The sequence below is a fragment of the Bradyrhizobium sp. ISRA464 genome (genome assembly GCF_029910095.1).
Taxonomy (GTDB): Bacteria; Pseudomonadota; Alphaproteobacteria; order Rhizobiales; family Xanthobacteraceae; genus Bradyrhizobium.
The window spans coordinates 2,520,411-2,536,415 of record NZ_CP094526.1; the positions used below are offsets into that span (position 1 = coordinate 2,520,411).

Annotated in this window: 14 protein-coding genes; 8 read left to right on the plus strand and 6 right to left on the minus strand. The window is 61.4% G+C overall.

Features of this window, described 5'->3' with window-relative positions; all coding sequences use genetic code 11:
- Positions 1–5 precede the first annotated feature (5 nt).
- The 3 genes from MTX19_RS11770 (at position 6) to MTX19_RS11780 (ending at position 2,538) form a co-directional block, all read left to right on the plus strand.
- Positions 6–455: a hypothetical protein gene (locus tag MTX19_RS11770; protein ID WP_280983733.1), complete on the plus strand. Its 450-nt coding sequence runs from the start codon at positions 6–8 to the stop codon at positions 453–455.
- Positions 456–535: 80 nt separating this feature from the next.
- On the plus strand, positions 536–1,558 hold the full coding sequence (locus MTX19_RS11775; protein ID WP_280983734.1) for a trypsin-like peptidase domain-containing protein: 1,023 nt from the start codon (positions 536–538) through the stop codon (positions 1,556–1,558).
- 734 nt (positions 1,559–2,292) lie between these two features.
- Positions 2,293–2,538 carry a hypothetical protein gene (locus tag MTX19_RS11780; RefSeq protein WP_280983735.1) on the plus strand — a complete coding sequence of 82 codons (246 nt, stop codon included), beginning with the start codon at positions 2,293–2,295 and terminating at the stop codon, positions 2,536–2,538.
- Here MTX19_RS11780 and MTX19_RS11785 read toward each other — a convergent pair.
- Positions 2,535–2,660, minus strand: coding sequence for a hypothetical protein (locus MTX19_RS11785; RefSeq protein ID WP_280983736.1), 126 nt, complete (start codon positions 2,658–2,660; stop codon positions 2,535–2,537). The genes MTX19_RS11780 and MTX19_RS11785 overlap by 4 nt on opposite strands.
- On the opposite strand from MTX19_RS11785, the gene MTX19_RS11790 reads away from it, so the two are divergent.
- Positions 2,650–2,889, plus strand: a complete 240-nt coding sequence (locus tag MTX19_RS11790) for a hypothetical protein (protein WP_280983737.1) — start codon at positions 2,650–2,652, stop codon at positions 2,887–2,889. The genes MTX19_RS11785 and MTX19_RS11790 overlap by 11 nt on opposite strands.
- A gap of 533 nt (positions 2,890–3,422) precedes the next feature.
- On the opposite strand, the gene MTX19_RS11795 is transcribed toward MTX19_RS11790, so the two are convergent.
- Entirely contained in the window at positions 3,423–3,608 is a 186-nt protein-coding gene (locus MTX19_RS11795; RefSeq protein WP_280983738.1) for a hypothetical protein, read from the minus strand.
- A gap of 329 nt (positions 3,609–3,937) precedes the next feature.
- Here MTX19_RS11795 and MTX19_RS11800 point away from each other — a divergent pair, with 329 nt between their 5' ends.
- A complete protein-coding gene (locus tag MTX19_RS11800; RefSeq protein ID WP_280983739.1) occupies positions 3,938–4,423 on the plus strand; it encodes a hypothetical protein in 486 nt (161 codons plus the stop codon).
- A gap of 669 nt (positions 4,424–5,092) precedes the next feature.
- Here MTX19_RS11800 and MTX19_RS11805 read toward each other — a convergent pair.
- A complete protein-coding gene (locus MTX19_RS11805) occupies positions 5,093–6,148 on the minus strand; it encodes an IS110 family transposase (RefSeq protein WP_280979078.1) in 1,056 nt (351 codons plus the stop codon).
- A gap of 445 nt (positions 6,149–6,593) precedes the next feature.
- Positions 6,594–7,712, minus strand: coding sequence for an IS110 family transposase (locus tag MTX19_RS11810; protein ID WP_280979077.1), 1,119 nt, complete (start codon positions 7,710–7,712; stop codon positions 6,594–6,596).
- Positions 7,713–7,942: 230 nt separating this feature from the next.
- Between MTX19_RS11810 and MTX19_RS11815 the strand changes: the two genes are divergently transcribed.
- The 3 genes from MTX19_RS11815 (at position 7,943) to MTX19_RS11825 (ending at position 13,622) form a co-directional block, all read left to right on the plus strand.
- Positions 7,943–9,925: a tetratricopeptide repeat protein gene (locus tag MTX19_RS11815; RefSeq protein ID WP_280983741.1), complete on the plus strand. Its 1,983-nt coding sequence runs from the start codon at positions 7,943–7,945 to the stop codon at positions 9,923–9,925.
- 400 nt (positions 9,926–10,325) lie between these two features.
- Positions 10,326–11,936, plus strand: coding sequence for an IS1182 family transposase (locus MTX19_RS11820; protein ID WP_280978673.1), 1,611 nt, complete (start codon positions 10,326–10,328; stop codon positions 11,934–11,936).
- Between the two features lie 75 nt (positions 11,937–12,011).
- A complete protein-coding gene (locus tag MTX19_RS11825) occupies positions 12,012–13,622 on the plus strand; it encodes an IS1182 family transposase (RefSeq protein WP_280978673.1) in 1,611 nt (536 codons plus the stop codon).
- Between the two features lie 285 nt (positions 13,623–13,907).
- Here the strand turns inward: MTX19_RS11825 and MTX19_RS11830 are convergent, their stop codons facing one another.
- Together MTX19_RS11830 and MTX19_RS11835 are read right to left on the minus strand one after the other, a co-directional pair.
- Entirely contained in the window at positions 13,908–14,687 is a 780-nt protein-coding gene (locus MTX19_RS11830; protein WP_280983742.1) for an alpha/beta hydrolase, read from the minus strand.
- A gap of 3 nt (positions 14,688–14,690) precedes the next feature.
- Positions 14,691–15,986, minus strand: a complete 1,296-nt coding sequence (locus MTX19_RS11835; protein ID WP_280983743.1) for an O-acetylhomoserine aminocarboxypropyltransferase — start codon at positions 15,984–15,986, stop codon at positions 14,691–14,693.
- Between the last annotated feature and the right edge of the window lie 19 nt (positions 15,987–16,005).

Here is a 16,005-nt window from a genome sequence, read left to right on the forward strand (position 1 = left end):
CCGCCATGTCCGATAGCAATGAACTGACCGCAGCCCAGCGCGCCGATCTTCGCACCATCGCCGCGATGATCATTCCCGCCAGCGACGAGTACAAGGTGCCGGGTGCTGACGATCCGGCGATCCAGGCGGACATGCTCAAGACGCTCGGGCGCGACACCGCGCTGGTCGCGCAGGCGCTGGACCATTTGGCGTTGCTCGGCGGGAGGCCGCTCGCCGAGCTCGACGATGCCAGGCGCGACACCGTGGCGAAGGAGTTTCGGGCCAGCGGCGGCGCCGCGGCCGCGACGCTCGTCCGCGTGGTGCTGCAGTGCTACTACCGCGACGATCGCGTGCTGCGCTCGCTCGGCCTCGAGCTCCGCGCGCCGTTCCCGACGGGGCATGTTTTGCCCGAAGGCGACTGGTCGCTGCTAGATCCGGTCAGGGCGCGCGGCGGCACGCTGCGGCGGGCGACCTAGCAGGGCTGGCCTGCGCTAGATGTAACCACTTGCGGCGGCGGGAACCGGTCACCATCTGAGGAGACCAAAGGACTCTCGCCATGTTGGATTATACTTCAGATATCGCCGATGACAGGCCGTCATCGCGAACGGCTGACGCTACCCGGGACAATGACCGGGTTTTGCTGGATGCCTATTCCAATGCCCTGATCGACGTGACCGAACGCGTCGGACCGGCGGTCGTCCGTGTCGAAACCGGACCGAAGGTACGCAATGCCCGCGAGCGGAGCGGGCTCGGCTCGGGCATCGTGATCTCACCCGATGGGCTCGTGCTGACCAACAGCCACGTGGTCGGATCGTCGAAGGAGATCCGTCTGCGCGACACCGAAGGCTTCGTCACCGACGCCCATGTGCTCGGCGTCGATCCCGACACCGATCTCGCATTGCTGCGGGCTGACGGCGCGCGCGATCTGCCCTATGCCTCGCTCGGCAATTCCAAGACCTTGCGGCGCGGCCAGCTCGTGGTCGCGATCGGCAATCCGCTCGGCTTTGAATCGACCGTTACCGCCGGCGTGGTGTCGGCGCTCGGCCGCTCGATCCGTTCGGTCAGCGGACGGACTATCGAGGACGTGATCCAGACCGATGCGGCGCTCAATCCCGGCAACTCCGGCGGGCCGCTGGTGTCGTCGAAGGCGGAGGTGATCGGCATCAACACCGCGATCATCAACGGCGCGCAGGGCATCTGCTTTGCGGTCGCCAGCAACACCGCGCAGTTCGTGCTGTCGGAGATCATCCGCCACGGTTATGTCCGCCGCGCCTATATCGGCGTCGCCGGCCAGACCGCGCCGGTGCCGCGGCGGCATGCGGTGCTCGCCGGGGTCGAGAACAAGATGGGCGCGCTGCTCATGCAGATCGAGCCGAACAGTCCGGCCGCGCGGGCAAGCCTGTTGCCGGGCGATGTGGTGATCAGGCTTGACGGCATCGAGATCAACGGCGTCGACGATCTGATCCGCGCGCTCGATCACAGCCGGATCGGCCGGACCCTGTCGATGGACGTGCTGCGCCTCGGCCGCCTGCGCGCGATCGACATCCACCCGATCGAAAGGAAGCCTGCGAAGCAGTGAGGGCTCATCCGGAAGCTAAGACCTCATGGTGAGGAGCTGCCAACGGGTGCGCGCGAAGCGCGTCCCGATGACAGGCTCCGCAGCGCCCCGAACCATGAGGCCCCGCTGGTAGCCTCATGGTTCGGGATGCGCGTTCCGCGCTCCTCAGGGGTGACGGATCTATGCTCGTCATTGCGAGCGAAGCGAAGCAATCCATAGCACGGCATACGCGGTAACATGGATTGCTTCGTCGCTATCGCTCCTCGCAATGACGGGGTGAACAGATTCACAAGCTCAGGATGAGGAGTAAGAGACGACGCCGTCACTACTGCAGCGCCGCCAACTCGTCGGACTGCTCGATCATCATCATGCGACCGGTACCGGCAGCACGACAAAACGGGCGTTCGGCGTCGCGGCATCGTCCGCTAAACTGCGCCTTCGCCGTCTGACGCGTGCCGCTAGCAGCCGCGTGGAAATTATTTTCCGACCGCCTGCGTGGTCGTGCTCGTAAGCGCTTTTGGCTACGCGATCTGTGTGGACCGACTAGGCTAGGGCGTATACTCATAAACGTGCAAAATGTCGGGTCTTGGAGGCGAAGCGGAAATCTTGTGCTCGTCCTGAGCTTTGCCGGTCGTGACCCTTAACCGACTTCGGGTGGCGGCTGGAGGACGCCATCCAGCATCATGGCCGCTGCGCTCCAGCGGGAGCTGCGCGACTGGGGCACTGTCCTGACAGCGCAGGACTGCGAGGCTATAATGGCCAACGTTCTCGAACGCGCCGGCACCGCGGCGCATGCAACGAGCAAGGCCATGAAAGTCAAAGACCTGATAGATGAGCTGCAGAAGCTCGATCCGGAGACGCTGGTCGTCACGTCCAGTCCTGACGGCTTCGCTCTGTATGAGCCGACATTTGACCGCGAATGGATCACGATAGACCGGTTCGGTAGTCCGCAGCGCGCCATGTCAGGCGAGTCCGGAGCGGTGCAGGCCGTCAGGCTCTAAGCCTCCGCGAAGTTCTCCTGCACATAGAGCTTGATGCGCCTGCCGATCGTATCGTGTTTGGGTACGTCTGGTTCGAACGCCGGGACCGGCACAACGTTGTAGGAGGCGGAGATGAAACCCATCAAAGGCGAATTGATCCGAACAATCGTGAACGAAGCCGGCGATGAAGTGGGCCAGACCAACCTCGACGGCACGCTTATCAAAGGGCACTACGAAATCGACGCCGAGCTAAAGCTCCACCACAAACTGTTCTTCAGGACCAGCGGCGCGCTGACAAAGATAAACTGCATCACCATTGACCATACCGCGCACAAGATCACGCTGGCGGTGGACGGCTTTAGTCGGGCTTGAGCCGATGATGGGCGCGCCTGTTTGGCGTGCTTGGGCCGGCCGATATCAGAAGACCGCTGCGGCCAGCCCCTATGGCGGCCAGCACAATCAGCACGGCGAATACCAGCAGGCAGCTTCCACCGCGCACGTTCATCGCGACCTCCGGTCCAGATGCTGTCTGAATTTATTTCCAGTAGATCAATCGCCACTGGGGCATCGCCCCGCCCGTTGAACCCGAGGGGCCTCGCCCGGCACCGGTTGCCTTTGGGGTAAAGCAGACATCAAATGGAAGGCGAGGCCCACAGACTCGGTCGAGAATGACCCCGAACGGACATCTGACCAGAGACGATACCGTAACGATAGGTCTGGAAATGTTCGTCTTTCCTGATCTGTTCCTATGGGCGGTAGGGTGCTGGCCTGTTTCGACCCCCAGTGGCCTGATTTGAAAAGCGAAGTGGCCGAATTTGATTCAGATCAAGCGTGTGGACATCGCGCGAACAGCAATGGTGCCCATTCCCATTGCGAACGAATCGTTGGTGCTGGCCTGTTTCAGTTCAGCGGGGCTCTAGCTGATCGCCATTGAAAATGTGCAACATGCCCGAGAAGGCAGGATGATCCGCTTCAACGACATAGCGGACTGCGCCCGCCCGATTCGTAAAAACAGAAACGATGAAACCCGGATATTCGTAGCCTGATCGCTTCTTTACTCGGTCGCCTACATCGAACGGTGCGTCTGTCATTTAATTCCCCGTGGCCGCCTCAGTTGGCGGCCTCTTTCATATCAGGCCAAGCCGGGAATGTCGCCTGTTGGCCCTTCGCGACGTGTTGCGCCGCCACAGGACCTCGGTCGCAAACGGGGCATAGCGGAAGTTCACGGACAGCTGAGTGTTGCAGAGGGCGACGCTCGTGACCCAGAGCGGTCATAGAAGCCAATCCGGGCGGCAATGTAACCGGCTTGTCGCTTCAGGCGACCAATCTTGCGGGGAACCCCTGATTGTTGTGGTACTATTTCAGCGTCTCGCTCAAGAGGGACAGATACTTTCGAGAATGTTTTCAGGAGGGGAATGCCATGCGAAGCCATGCAATAGCCTTGCTGATCGCCATTTCCGCTACACCTTCTGCATTCGCGACCGAGTTGCCAAAGGAGGGCAGCTACGACTACACCGCGTGCTGGTCGGGCGTTAACAACACGATCACTTTCTCCAAAACCCACACCGCGTCTAGTTACGAAATGACGGGTAGCATCCTCAGCAATCCTCCCGGTGGCATGTTTGATAAGAATAGCTTCCGCTGCGTGGGGATGAATGCCTCGCTTGACGGGAAGTTCACGGGGGGCGCCGTATGCGAGAGCGTGGATGTGGACGGCGATAAACGCTTGTCAAGATTTTCGTTCGCGAGTGATGGAAGTCTCACCCGAGAAACTGTTGCAGGCACCGGCAAATACGAGGGCATGATGGTAACCGGCACAATCCATCCCTTGGGTCCGTTTCCGGTCGTGAAAGACGGAACGTTTCAGGACTGCAATCATCAAACCGGCACGTACAAGCTAAAGTGAGCCCGCAACGAGAATTAGCCGTCGCTGCTTTCCCTCAGCGGCGGCTTCGCGCAACCAAGAGTGCAAGTCGGCGGCACAAGGAAGATCGGGGCGGCCGCGTAGTTCGGCTGTTGGCCCTTCGCATCGTTTCGCGGGCGTGCAACAACTGGGTCGCTTTTAGGTCAGAGCGGACATCGAATGGCGGGCAGAACCGGCTGGCTCAGTCGAGAATGACCCATATGTATGGTCCGGCCGCGCGTTGCAAGAGGTTTCGGCAACCTGTCAGATGCGGTCTTGCATCAATGTATCCGGCCTCTGATTGGAGCGTGCTGTGCTCCGGGCCATCATGGATATCAGCACGCATTCGAGCTGATTAGCGGACAGGCCTCGAACGGGCCATTCGGGTCACCAGTGTTCGCATGCGCCGGGAAGACCGATCTTCCATCGTCGTCGCATCCTCTCGCAGACCTCGGCGGGTAAGGGATGTTGGTTACATCATCTCGATAGCTCCTCACTTCGCGCTGTTCCTTTGTTCGTGCCTGGCGGTCGTTCCTTCGTCCCGGCCTGCGCGCGCAGACGCGCCGCGCGCAAGGGGCCGTCAAGGCCGGCCGTCGTGCTGTCCTGACGTCTTGCTCTACGCTGCCAGGCTGCGCCTTGACGGCCCCGAGCACGGCGCGAGGATCGGCCAGGTCAGGACGCCGTCTCCTCAGCCTTGACGCACTCGAAGGCACGTCCTTTGTTGAGAACCGCCCAGGCGATCCGGGCGAGCTTGTTGGCGAGCGCAATCGCCAGCACGTTGTGATGCAATCGCTTCTTGGCAGCTTCGATCCAAGATTTGAGGCCGTAGCGCTCCCAGCACTTCACCCTGACCAGCACTACCCATGCGGCTTGGACGAACAGCGCGCGTAGGTAGCGATTGCCGCGCCTTGATATCTTGCCGAGGATCGTGCGGTCGCCGGTCGATATCTGCTTCGGCACCAGTCCAAGCCAGGCGCCGAAGTCGCGGCCTTTCGAGAACACGTCTCCACTGCCAATCGCGGCGACCATTGCACTCGAGATAAGCGGTCCAATGCCGGGCACTGTCATCAGTCGCTCGCAAGCCTTATCTTGACGAGCCAGCGTTTCGATCTCGCTAGACAGCCCCTCGATACGCGCATCCAGCCGGCGCCAGTCGCCCGCCAGATCCTCGATGATGCGTAACATGCGAGGCGAGAGCACATCGGTGCGCGTCGCGAGGATACCCGGCAACTCGGATCGCAGGGAATGCAGGCCTTGGCGTACGGCGATGCCCCGCTCCAGCAGAAACGCACGGATCTGATTGATGACGCCGGTACGCTGACTGACCAATCGATCGCGGACGCGGTGCAGCGCCTGAAGGTCGAGCTGATCGGCTGTCTTGGTTGCGACGAATTTCATGGTCGGGCGTTGGACAGCCTCGGCGATGGCTTCCGCATCTCGGAAGTCATTCTTCTGTCCTTTCGAATACGGGCGCACGTCTTTCGCCGGCATCAAGCGAGCGTCGTGGCCGAGCATTTGGAGCTTGCGACTGAGGTGATGCGCGCCGACGCAAGCCTCCATCCCGATCAAGCAGGGCGGGAAGTTGGCGAGCCGTCTTTCCACCTGGCTGCGTGACCACTTCTGCCGCAGCACGATGGCACCGCGGTGATCATGACCTACGAGGTGGAACGAGTTCTTGCCGATATCGATGCCGATCACGGCGACCGCTGTGTTGAGGTTCCGAGACATGGCGTGCTCCTTGACCTGAGCGCCCCTTGCCAGCTTCTCGCACTGGCGGGGCCGGAGCACGGCCGGACCATTCCATTCTGATGTCCCCAGTCAAGCACACAGCGCACGGTTTTCTCATCTCCACGAGGACTCATCGTGAAGTTCTTGCGCCGATGGATCGTGCAGAGGAGAAGGCGGGACCCAAAGACGTCGGTGAACAGGCTCTGATGCGCGGGTTGGATACCGCATTTCCGTTTTTTCGTCTGGGGCTGTCCTGGTCTAGCGTCGGGCGTCGATCGGATGATCGGCCACATAATGGGTTTCAGGATTTCCCCTGCCGTGGTCCCACCTTCACCTCTGCACGATTGATGTCTGCGACTACCCCTGATCCTGATTGCAACAAAAGGGGGCTGTGGGCCGGTCGAGCGCACCTCACGACTCGAGCGGTCCACAGCCCCCAACGACGTTACGCCTGTCGAGGTGGCATGAGCTCGCGATTGATTGCCCAAATGAAGGCGGATAGCTCTCGGGCAATCGCCGTGACGATTACGGTTCGCCGCTTGCCCTTCCGCTCGAGTGAGCGGAAGCGTCCGCACAATCTGGTTTGCGCTTTCCACGCAATCTCTCGCGCGCGTCTCGGTGCGGCCTCCACCTTTGGCTGCTTGTCTCGGCTCACGCGCGGCGGATATCGATAGCTCCAGGCCGCCTCCACAAGAATACGTCGCGCCCGCCCATTACCGGCTTTGGTGATGCCGCCTCGCTTGACCTTGTCACCAGTCGAGTTTTCCGTGGGCACCAGACCCAGATAGCCCATCAGCTCGCGCGGATTTTGAAAGCGGGAGAGATCACCGATCTCGGCCAGCACCCCCACAGCCGCAATGAGATCAATCCCCCGCATCGCCTGCAGGGCCGCGACAACCTCGGCAAGCGACCACTCGGCCACCACCTCGCGGATGGCATCCTCCAAACGCTCCATCCGCTCACTTTCCTGGCGTATCCCCTCAAGTAACTCTTCGAATGCGATGCGCTGCTCGCGATGCTCGAGCTTCTGCGACATCAGCCATCTCATGTGGGCTGGTCCCCACGTTGTCTTGCCCGGATAGATGCGTCCCAGCCGCAGCATCAATGACGAGATCTGTTGACGCTTGCCCTGGAGGTCCTTCTTTACTGCCTGACGGGCGCGCGAGAGATCGCGCATAGCCTCATGGCGCTCGTCCGGCACCCACACCGCGGTGAGCTCGCCCGCGCGCAACAGCTTGGCGAGGCTTACCGCATCGCGCCGGTTCGTCTTCACTCGATCGCCGGCCTTCTTCGGAACGAGCGAGGGAGCCACCACCAGGCAGTCATGGCCGAGGCTCTTGAGCAGTCTGTAGAGGCCATATCCTGTCGGCCCTGCTTCGTAGCAAAATGTCAGATGACAGCATTTCGCTGCAAGCTTTGCCACCAGCTTTCGGATCGTTGCCTCCGTGGCAGAAAACTCCCCGAGATATCGTACCTCGCCGCCACGGCCGCCTTCGGCAATGGCTATTGCATTGCGCGATTTTGACGTATCGATTCCGACAAAGACCTCGGTATGATGACCCACGACTCGCCCTCCTTGTTTGAGGCTCTGCCCGGTCCATCCAGGCAACCCTCGTCGCAACATCGAAGGTGAGTCGCCTCATTTTGTGGAGGGGACATACAGTCTAGCGGACAACGTCCTCACGCACCTTGATGACCCACTTCATTGTGAGATCCTTCGTCATCTCGACGCTGGACGGCTCGGTCCCACACATGTAGGTAGTCATCGGAGCACTCTACCATGGGTCGTGTCTAATGGCCGATGCTGCTAAAGTTCTTAGGGATGGGCTTGCCGCTTTCAACAACAAGGATTTGACTACGGCGGAGCGCTTATTCAAGCGCGTCATTAAGGCCGATCCATCGAATGCTGCGGCTCTCAATCTGATAACTGTCACTATGATGGCCACCGGGCGCTTTGCTGAAGCGCAGCCGTACATCGAGAGGGCAACGTCGATAAATCCGAGTTCCGACGTCTCGTTTTACAACTACGGAATTATCTTGAAGCACCTGAACAGTCCCAGACAAGCGCTGGAAAAGTTCACCAAGGCCCTCGCTCTCAATCCAAACGTTGCCGCGACCTGGAACAACAGAGGAGCCACATATAACGACCTTGGCGAGCACCACGCTGCGTTAAGGGATTTCGATAAAGCGATATCGCTGAACCGTGCTTACGCGGAGGCTTATACAAATCTGGGCAACACGCTTGTAATGCTGAAGCGTTCCTTGGATGCCGTTGTTGCTTACCAGAAGGCGCTATCGATAAACCCTCGCCTAGCAGAAGCCTTGTTTGGCCTAGGGAACAGCTTTTACGACCTCAATCGGTATGACGAAGCCTTCCACGCCTATGATGGTGCGTTTTCAATCAATCCCCACTTGAGCGACGTCGAAGGTGCGCGGCTCCATACGAAAATGCGTCTTTGCGATTGGAACGCCTTAGAAGTGGACCTCAATCGGCTGACGGCGTCGATCCGGTCGGGCAAGCCAGTTTGCGGCCCGTTCGCATTGCTCTCACTCACGGACTCTCCGGAAGACCATCTCAGTTGCGCCCGAGCGTGGACGACAAAACGGCACCCTAGCGCATCTAAGCCGATGGCGCGCGGCGGCCCCCTTCACCACGAAAAGATTCGTCTAGCTTATGTCTCAACGGATTTCCGCGAACATGCTACCGCACACCTCATTTCAGAACTATTCGAGTCGCATGACAAGACACGATTCGAGCTATTTGCCTATTCCCTCGGCCCGGACGATAGCTCGAAGGTGCGCGCTCGGATAGTAAGTGCATTCAATCACTTTGTATCGTGTGAAGATCGTACTGACGCCGATGTTGCGCGCATCATCGCGGACGCGGAGATTGACATACTTGTCGATCTGAATGGATTCACCAAAGGCGCGCGCACAAACATTCTTGCACATCGTCCGGCCCCGATACAGGTGAACTATTTGGGCTATCCCGGGACCATGGCAGCTCCCTACATTGACTACATCGTCGGCGATGCAAGCATTCTGACTGCGGCCGATCACGCGGCTTACTCGGAGAAGCTGATTGTTCTTCCGAATAGCTATCAACCGAACGATCGCATGCGGCAAATTGCCAGCAGCGCTATTGCAAGGAGCGATTTTGGTCTTCCTGAAGAGCAATTTGTCTTTTGCTGCTTTAATAACGGCTTCAAGATTTTGCCCGCAACGTTTGCGCGCTGGATGCGCATCCTGAAAGCCGTGGAAGGAAGCGTGCTCTGGTTGTTGGCCGACAATCAAACAGCCATGCAGAATCTTCGGAAGGAAGCGGAGGCACGGGGGGTAGAGCCGACCAGATTGGTATTCGCAAGCCGTATGAAGCCCGCGGAACATCTTGCGCGACACCGCCTTGCGGATCTCTTTCTAGATACGCTGCCATACAATGCGCACACAACGGCGAGTGATGCGCTTTGGGCTGGTTTGCCCGTGCTGACCCAGCATGGAAAGACATTTGCGGGCCGAGTTGCTGCGAGCTTATTGATTGCAGTCGGCTTACCGGAACTCATCACTCGAACGTCGGAAGAGTACGAATCACTTGCGGTCCAACTAGCCACAAATCCTGATAGGCCGGCGAGCATCAGGGCTAAGCTTGCGAGTGGTCGAGCTACAGCGCCTCTGTTTGATACTGAGTCCTACGCAAATCACATAGAAGCCGCGTATCGATCAATGTACGACAGATATCAGGCAGGCCTGCTACCGGATCACATTTTGATGCATGCTTGAAATGGCGCCAGGGCCGTCTTTGTCGCATCATGGCCCCTCTCGGACTTACGGCAATGTCCGCTTTCGCGCTCCTGTCAAGGCCATAGCAGACATCCAACGCGCGTGATCCGAGCCGCCTCGATTTATGAGTACACGCCCTGGCTCGTGATAGTCGATTATCTCCACGTCCTCCGGACCCGGACCACCTGAACACGACCCGCCATTGGTACGGATCGAGTGCTTACCCGCCAAGTCGCCCTTGCAATGGCATGAGAATTTTCGGCCGCAATCGCGACGGACGCGTACGCGTCGCGTAGGCGCCGGGGCGTGGAATTTCGGAATAATAGAAGATATCGCTGATTTGCCCGTCGAGGCTGGGCAAGAACTCGGCATTTTTTGGAGTTGATGTACGATTCGGCGCATGGCGAATCGGACGTTCAAGGCCGGCGACAGCCGGGAGCAACCCAGTCTTCTTCCTCCCCGGATTGAGGACTATGTCGGACAGCAGAATCCGGTGCGGGCGATCGACAGTTTCGTTGGCGCGCTCGACCTTTCAAAGCTCGGCTTCCGCCATGCGGATCGTGCCGCGGACGAAGTGGGGCAGCCGCCCTACGATCCGGCCGATCTGCTGAAGCTCTACCTTTACGGCTACATCAACCAGATCAGGTCGTCGCGGCGGTTGGAGCGGGAGGCCTGCCGCAATCTGGAGCTGATCTGGCTGTTGAAGAACATGAAGCCGGGCTATCGGACGATCGCCAACTTCCGCAAGGAGAACTGGGCGGCGCTCAAGGCCGCGAACCGCAGTTTCGTGCTGCTCCTGCGCGACCTCGGCCTGATCGGTGGGACCTTCGTTGCGATCGACGGGGCGCTATTCCATGGTAACGCCAGCAAGGGCAGCATCTTCACGCAAGGGAAGCTGGCCAAACAGATCGCCGCGTTGGACAAGGAGATCGAGGCTTATGGCAAGGCCCTTGAAGCCAACGATGCCGAGGAAGCCAAGCGATGTGCCGGTCCGGGAGATGGCAGCAAGGGCAGCGGCGATGTCGGCGAGAAGGTGAAGGAGCTGATGGCCCGGCGCGAGCGCGCGCAAGCCGACCTCAAGAACCTGGAGACAAGCGACAAGGGGCAACTCTCGAAGACCGATCCCGACGCAAGGCTTCTGAGCAAGGGCGACCAGACCATTGCGGGTTACAACGTGCAGAGCGTCGTTGACGACAAGCACACGCTCATCGTTGCCAGCGAGGTCGTCAACCGCAACGACGCGGGCCATCTTCATGAGATGGCAAAGGCGGCAAAAGAGGCCCTCGACGTCGAGACTCTGCAGGTGGCGGCCGATGCCGGCTATTCCACCAGCGAGGACCTGAAGGCCTGCGAGGATGACGGCATTGTTGCCTATGTGCCGCTGCACGAGGGCAATGGCAAGCTCAAGGAAGGCCGCCTCAGCCGCAAGGACTTCAGTTACGATGCGAACGCCGATGCCTACCGTTGCCCGGCCGGCGAGCTGCTGCGCCCGACGGAAGGGCGCTGGACGAACACGAGCGGCCGCATCGAGATCCGCTACCTGGCGCGCAAGGCGGCCTGCGCAGCATGTCCCCTGAGCGCGCGGTGTCTTGCCCCGAAGGCGCCTTACCGGAGCATCGCGCGCTGGGAACACGAGGACGTTCTCGAACGTCACCGCATGAGGATGCAAAGCGCCGAGGCTGCCACATTGATGCGCCGCCGTTCCGCCATCGTCGAGCACCCTTTCGGAACACTCAAATGCCGCGCCGGCTATCAGCACTTTCTCGTGCGCGGCTTCGACAAGGTCCGCGGCGAATGGAGCCTGATGGCGCTTTGCTACAACTTCACCCGCGTGCTCAGCATTCTCGGCTTCGACCGCTTCGTCGCGTACCTTGCAGAAAAGACGCGCATTGCCGGCGCAAACCTCCTTGCGGCCACTCTGCGCGCCATTCGGCTTGCTTTGCGGCCCTTCCGCGCCAAAATCTCGCTGTCGCTCGTCGTCAGTGCTTTCCGAGCCGCCCCAGCCCCTTAGTTGCCATTCTTGCCCAGTCTCGTCGAGGCTGGGCAAGAACTCGGCATTTTTTGGAGTTGATGTACGATTCGGCGCATGGCGAATCGGACGTTCAAGGCCGGCGACAGCCGGGAGCAACCCAGTCTTCTTCCTCCCCGGATTGAGGACTATGTCGGACAGCAGAATCCGGTGCGGGCGATCGACAGTTTCGTTGGCGCGCTCGACCTTTCAAAGCTCGGCTTCCGCCATGCGGATCGTGCCGCGGACGAAGTGGGGCAGCCGCCCTACGATCCGGCCGATCTGCTGAAGCTCTACCTTTACGGCTACATCAACCAGATCAGGTCGTCGCGGCGGTTGGAGCGGGAGGCCTGCCGCAATCTGGAGCTGATCTGGCTGTTGAAGAACATGAAGCCGGGCTATCGGACGATCGCCAACTTCCGCAAGGAGAACTGGGCGGCGCTCAAGGCCGCGAACCGCAGTTTCGTGCTGCTCCTGCGCGACCTCGGCCTGATCGGTGGGACCTTCGTTGCGATCGACGGGGCGCTATTCCATGGTAACGCCAGCAAGGGCAGCATCTTCACGCAAGGGAAGCTGGCCAAACAGATCGCCGCGTTGGACAAGGAGATCGAGGCTTATGGCAAGGCCCTTGAAGCCAACGATGCCGAGGAAGCCAAGCGATGTGCCGGTCCGGGAGATGGCAGCAAGGGCAGCGGCGATGTCGGCGAGAAGGTGAAGGAGCTGATGGCCCGGCGCGAGCGCGCGCAAGCCGACCTCAAGAACCTGGAGACAAGCGACAAGGGGCAACTCTCGAAGACCGATCCCGACGCAAGGCTTCTGAGCAAGGGCGACCAGACCATTGCGGGTTACAACGTGCAGAGCGTCGTTGACGACAAGCACACGCTCATCGTTGCCAGCGAGGTCGTCAACCGCAACGACGCGGGCCATCTTCATGAGATGGCAAAGGCGGCAAAAGAGGCCCTCGACGTCGAGACTCTGCAGGTGGCGGCCGATGCCGGCTATTCCACCAGCGAGGACCTGAAGGCCTGCGAGGATGACGGCATTGTTGCCTATGTGCCGCTGCACGAGGGCAATGGCAAGCTCAAGGAAGGCCGCCTCAGCCGCAAGGACTTCAGTTACGATGCGAACGCCGATGCCTACCGTTGCCCGGCCGGCGAGCTGCTGCGCCCGACGGAAGGGCGCTGGACGAACACGAGCGGCCGCATCGAGATCCGCTACCTGGCGCGCAAGGCGGCCTGCGCAGCATGTCCCCTGAGCGCGCGGTGTCTTGCCCCGAAGGCGCCTTACCGGAGCATCGCGCGCTGGGAACACGAGGACGTTCTCGAACGTCACCGCATGAGGATGCAAAGCGCCGAGGCTGCCACATTGATGCGCCGCCGTTCCGCCATCGTCGAGCACCCTTTCGGAACACTCAAATGCCGCGCCGGCTATCAGCACTTTCTCGTGCGCGGCTTCGACAAGGTCCGCGGCGAATGGAGCCTGATGGCGCTTTGCTACAACTTCACCCGCGTGCTCAGCATTCTCGGCTTCGACCGCTTCGTCGCGTACCTTGCAGAAAAGACGCGCATTGCCGGCGCAAACCTCCTTGCGGCCACTCTGCGCGCCATTCGGCTTGCTTTGCGGCCCTTCCGCGCCAAAATCTCGCTGTCGCTCGTCGTCAGTGCTTTCCGAGCCGCCCCAGCCCCTTAGTTGCCATTCTTGCCCAGTCTCGACACGTCAAGTTGCTGGTCCGAGTGCCGGCGGCCGCCCTGCTACTTTGCATGGGGTTGTTTTTCGATATTTTGGGGGCGCTCACCTTCGAAGCAAGTTCTCCAACATCGCCAGCAGTTGTGGCGGCAAAGGGCAGTTCGAATGCAAAAGCATCGGAGCCGGCTGAGGGGGCTGTATCCGCGGACGCAGACGTCTCGTCCGGCGCGGACTTGCGTCCGCGCGACCTTCTCCCACACAGGAAGGGAAGAGGAGCCCGCGGCTCCGCTACCGCAGCGCCGCCAGCAGCTCGTCGGGCTGCTCGATCATCATCATGTGGCCGGCACCTCGCAGCACCACGGTGCGGGCGTTCGGCGTCGCCGCGGCGAGCGTCTTGCCGGCCTTGGCCGGAGTCATCATGTCGCGCTCGCCGAGGATGAAGGTCGCGGGCACCTTGACCGCGGCCGCGGCAGCGAGCGCGTTCTGGTAGGCGTTGCAGGCGTTGAGGTCGTTGTACAGTACGCCGGGCTTGGTCTCCTGCAGCACCCGTTGCGCGCCCTGGTGCATCCAGAGGCCCGGCGCGAGGCTGCCGCCGAGTTCGGCCTTGAAGCCGAGGCCCCAGATCGAGACCATGTCGATCGCGGTGGCGTCGTTGGCTTCGGCGGCTTTCAGCAGATCGGGGCCGACGGTCATGGTCGCGGCGGTGCCGATCAGCGCAAGCCCGGAGACCTTGTCGGGATGCCGCGCGGAGGTCTCGAGCGCGATCAGCGAGCCCATGGAGTGGCCGATCAGCCGGGCCTTCGCCGCGCCGGCCGCCGTGATCAGCGCTGCGGTCCAGTCGGCCATCTCGGCGATGGTCGGCAGCGGCTTGCCGGACGAGCGGCCATGGCCGGGCAGGTCGGGCGCCAGCACGGAGAAGCCGTGATGGGCAAACCAGCGGCTGTGCAGCGCCCAGGTCGAGGAATCGAAGCCGGCGCCGTGGATCATCACCACCGCGGGCAGCGACGGATCGAACGGCTTGCCGCCGGTGGCGATGAAGGTGTCCGACCCGTTGACGGAAAGCTGCATGGCTCAGGTCCTTTGCGAGGCGCGCAGCGCCTGGCCGAGATCGTCGATGATGTCCTCAGCGGTTTCGATGCCGACCGACAGCCGCACCAGCTCCTCGCCGACGCCGGCGGCCTTGAGCTGCTCGGCGTCCATCTGCTGATGCGTGGTGCTGGCCGGGTGGATCACCAGCGTCTTGGCGTCGCCGACATTGGCGAGATGGCTGATCAGCTTCAGCGACTCGATGAACTTCTTGCCGGCGGCGCGGCCGCCCTTGATGCCGAAGCTGACGATCGAGCCGGCACCGCGCGGCAGGAGCTTCTTGGCCAATGCATGATCCGGATGGGTCTCCAGCGCCGGATGCAGCACCCAGTCGACCGCCTTGTTCGCGGCGAGGGCGTCGAGCACGGCATGGGTGTTGCTCATGTGGCGGTCCATGCGGACGCCGAGTGTCTCGATGCCCTGCAGGAGCTGGAAGGCGTTGGTCGGCGACAGGCAGGCGCCGAAGTCGCGCAGGCCCTCGGTGCGGGCGCGCATGATGAAGGCGGCCTTGCCGAACTGCTCGTCGAAGACGATGCCGTGATAGCCGGTATAGGGTTCGGTGAGCTGCGGGAACTTGCCGGAGGCGCGCCAGTCGAAGCGGCCGCCATCGACGATCACGCCGCCGATCGCGATGCCGTGGCCGCCCATCCATTTGGTCGCCGAGTTCATCGTGATGTCGGCGCCGAGCTCGATCGGCTGGCTGAGATAGGGCGTCGCGAAAGTGTTGTCGATCAGCAGCGGAATCTTCGCATCATGCGCGATTCTAGCCACTGCCGGGATATCGAGCACTTCGAGGCCGGGATTGCCGATGGTTTCGCCGATGACGAGCCGCGTGTTCGGCTTGATCGCGGCGCGGAACTCGTCCAGCGCGCGGGGCTTCACGAAGGTCGTGGTTATGCCGAACCGCGGCAACGTATGCGCGAGCAGGTTGATGGTGCCGCCATAGAGCGAGGCGGAGGCGACGATGTGGTCGCCGGCATTGAGCAGCGTTGCGATCGCGAGATGCATCGCGGCCATCCCGCTCGCTGTGCAGATCGCGCCGACGCCGCATTCGAGCGCGGCGATGCGCTCCTCCAGCACGGCGGTCGTCGGATTGGAGATGCGCGTGTAGATGTGGCCGGCGCGCTCCAGGTTGAACAGTGCGGCGGCGTGGTCCGCATCCTGGAACACGTAGGACGTGGTCTGATAGATCGGAACCGCGCGCGAGCCGGTCGCGGGATCAGGCCGCTGGCCGGCATGCAGGCTCAGGGTTTCGAAGGCAGGCGGCTTGGGTGCGGGCATGCGAAACTCGTCAGGTCAG

Coding starts and splice junctions, on each gene's coding strand:
- MTX19_RS11775 (WP_280983734.1), top strand. CDS start 536: ATGTTGGATTATACTTCAGATATCGCCGATGACAGGCCGTCATCGCGA.
- MTX19_RS11800 (WP_280983739.1), top strand. CDS start 3,938: ATGCGAAGCCATGCAATAGCCTTGCTGATCGCCATTTCCGCTACACCT.
- MTX19_RS11770 (WP_280983733.1), top strand. CDS start 6: ATGTCCGATAGCAATGAACTGACCGCAGCCCAGCGCGCCGATCTTCGC.
- MTX19_RS11805 (WP_280979078.1), bottom strand. CDS start 6,148: ATGTCTCGGAACCTCAACACAGCGGTCGCCGTGATCGGCATCGATATC.
- MTX19_RS11780 (WP_280983735.1), top strand. CDS start 2,293: ATGGCCAACGTTCTCGAACGCGCCGGCACCGCGGCGCATGCAACGAGC.
- MTX19_RS11820 (WP_280978673.1), top strand. CDS start 10,326: ATGGCGAATCGGACGTTCAAGGCCGGCGACAGCCGGGAGCAACCCAGT.
- MTX19_RS11835 (WP_280983743.1), bottom strand. CDS start 15,986: ATGCCCGCACCCAAGCCGCCTGCCTTCGAAACCCTGAGCCTGCATGCC.
- MTX19_RS11795 (WP_280983738.1), bottom strand. CDS start 3,608: ATGACAGACGCACCGTTCGATGTAGGCGACCGAGTAAAGAAGCGATCA.
- MTX19_RS11790 (WP_280983737.1), top strand. CDS start 2,650: ATGAAACCCATCAAAGGCGAATTGATCCGAACAATCGTGAACGAAGCC.
- MTX19_RS11815 (WP_280983741.1), top strand. CDS start 7,943: ATGGCCGATGCTGCTAAAGTTCTTAGGGATGGGCTTGCCGCTTTCAAC.
- MTX19_RS11830 (WP_280983742.1), bottom strand. CDS start 14,687: ATGCAGCTTTCCGTCAACGGGTCGGACACCTTCATCGCCACCGGCGGC.
- MTX19_RS11785 (WP_280983736.1), bottom strand. CDS start 2,660: ATGGGTTTCATCTCCGCCTCCTACAACGTTGTGCCGGTCCCGGCGTTC.
- MTX19_RS11825 (WP_280978673.1), top strand. CDS start 12,012: ATGGCGAATCGGACGTTCAAGGCCGGCGACAGCCGGGAGCAACCCAGT.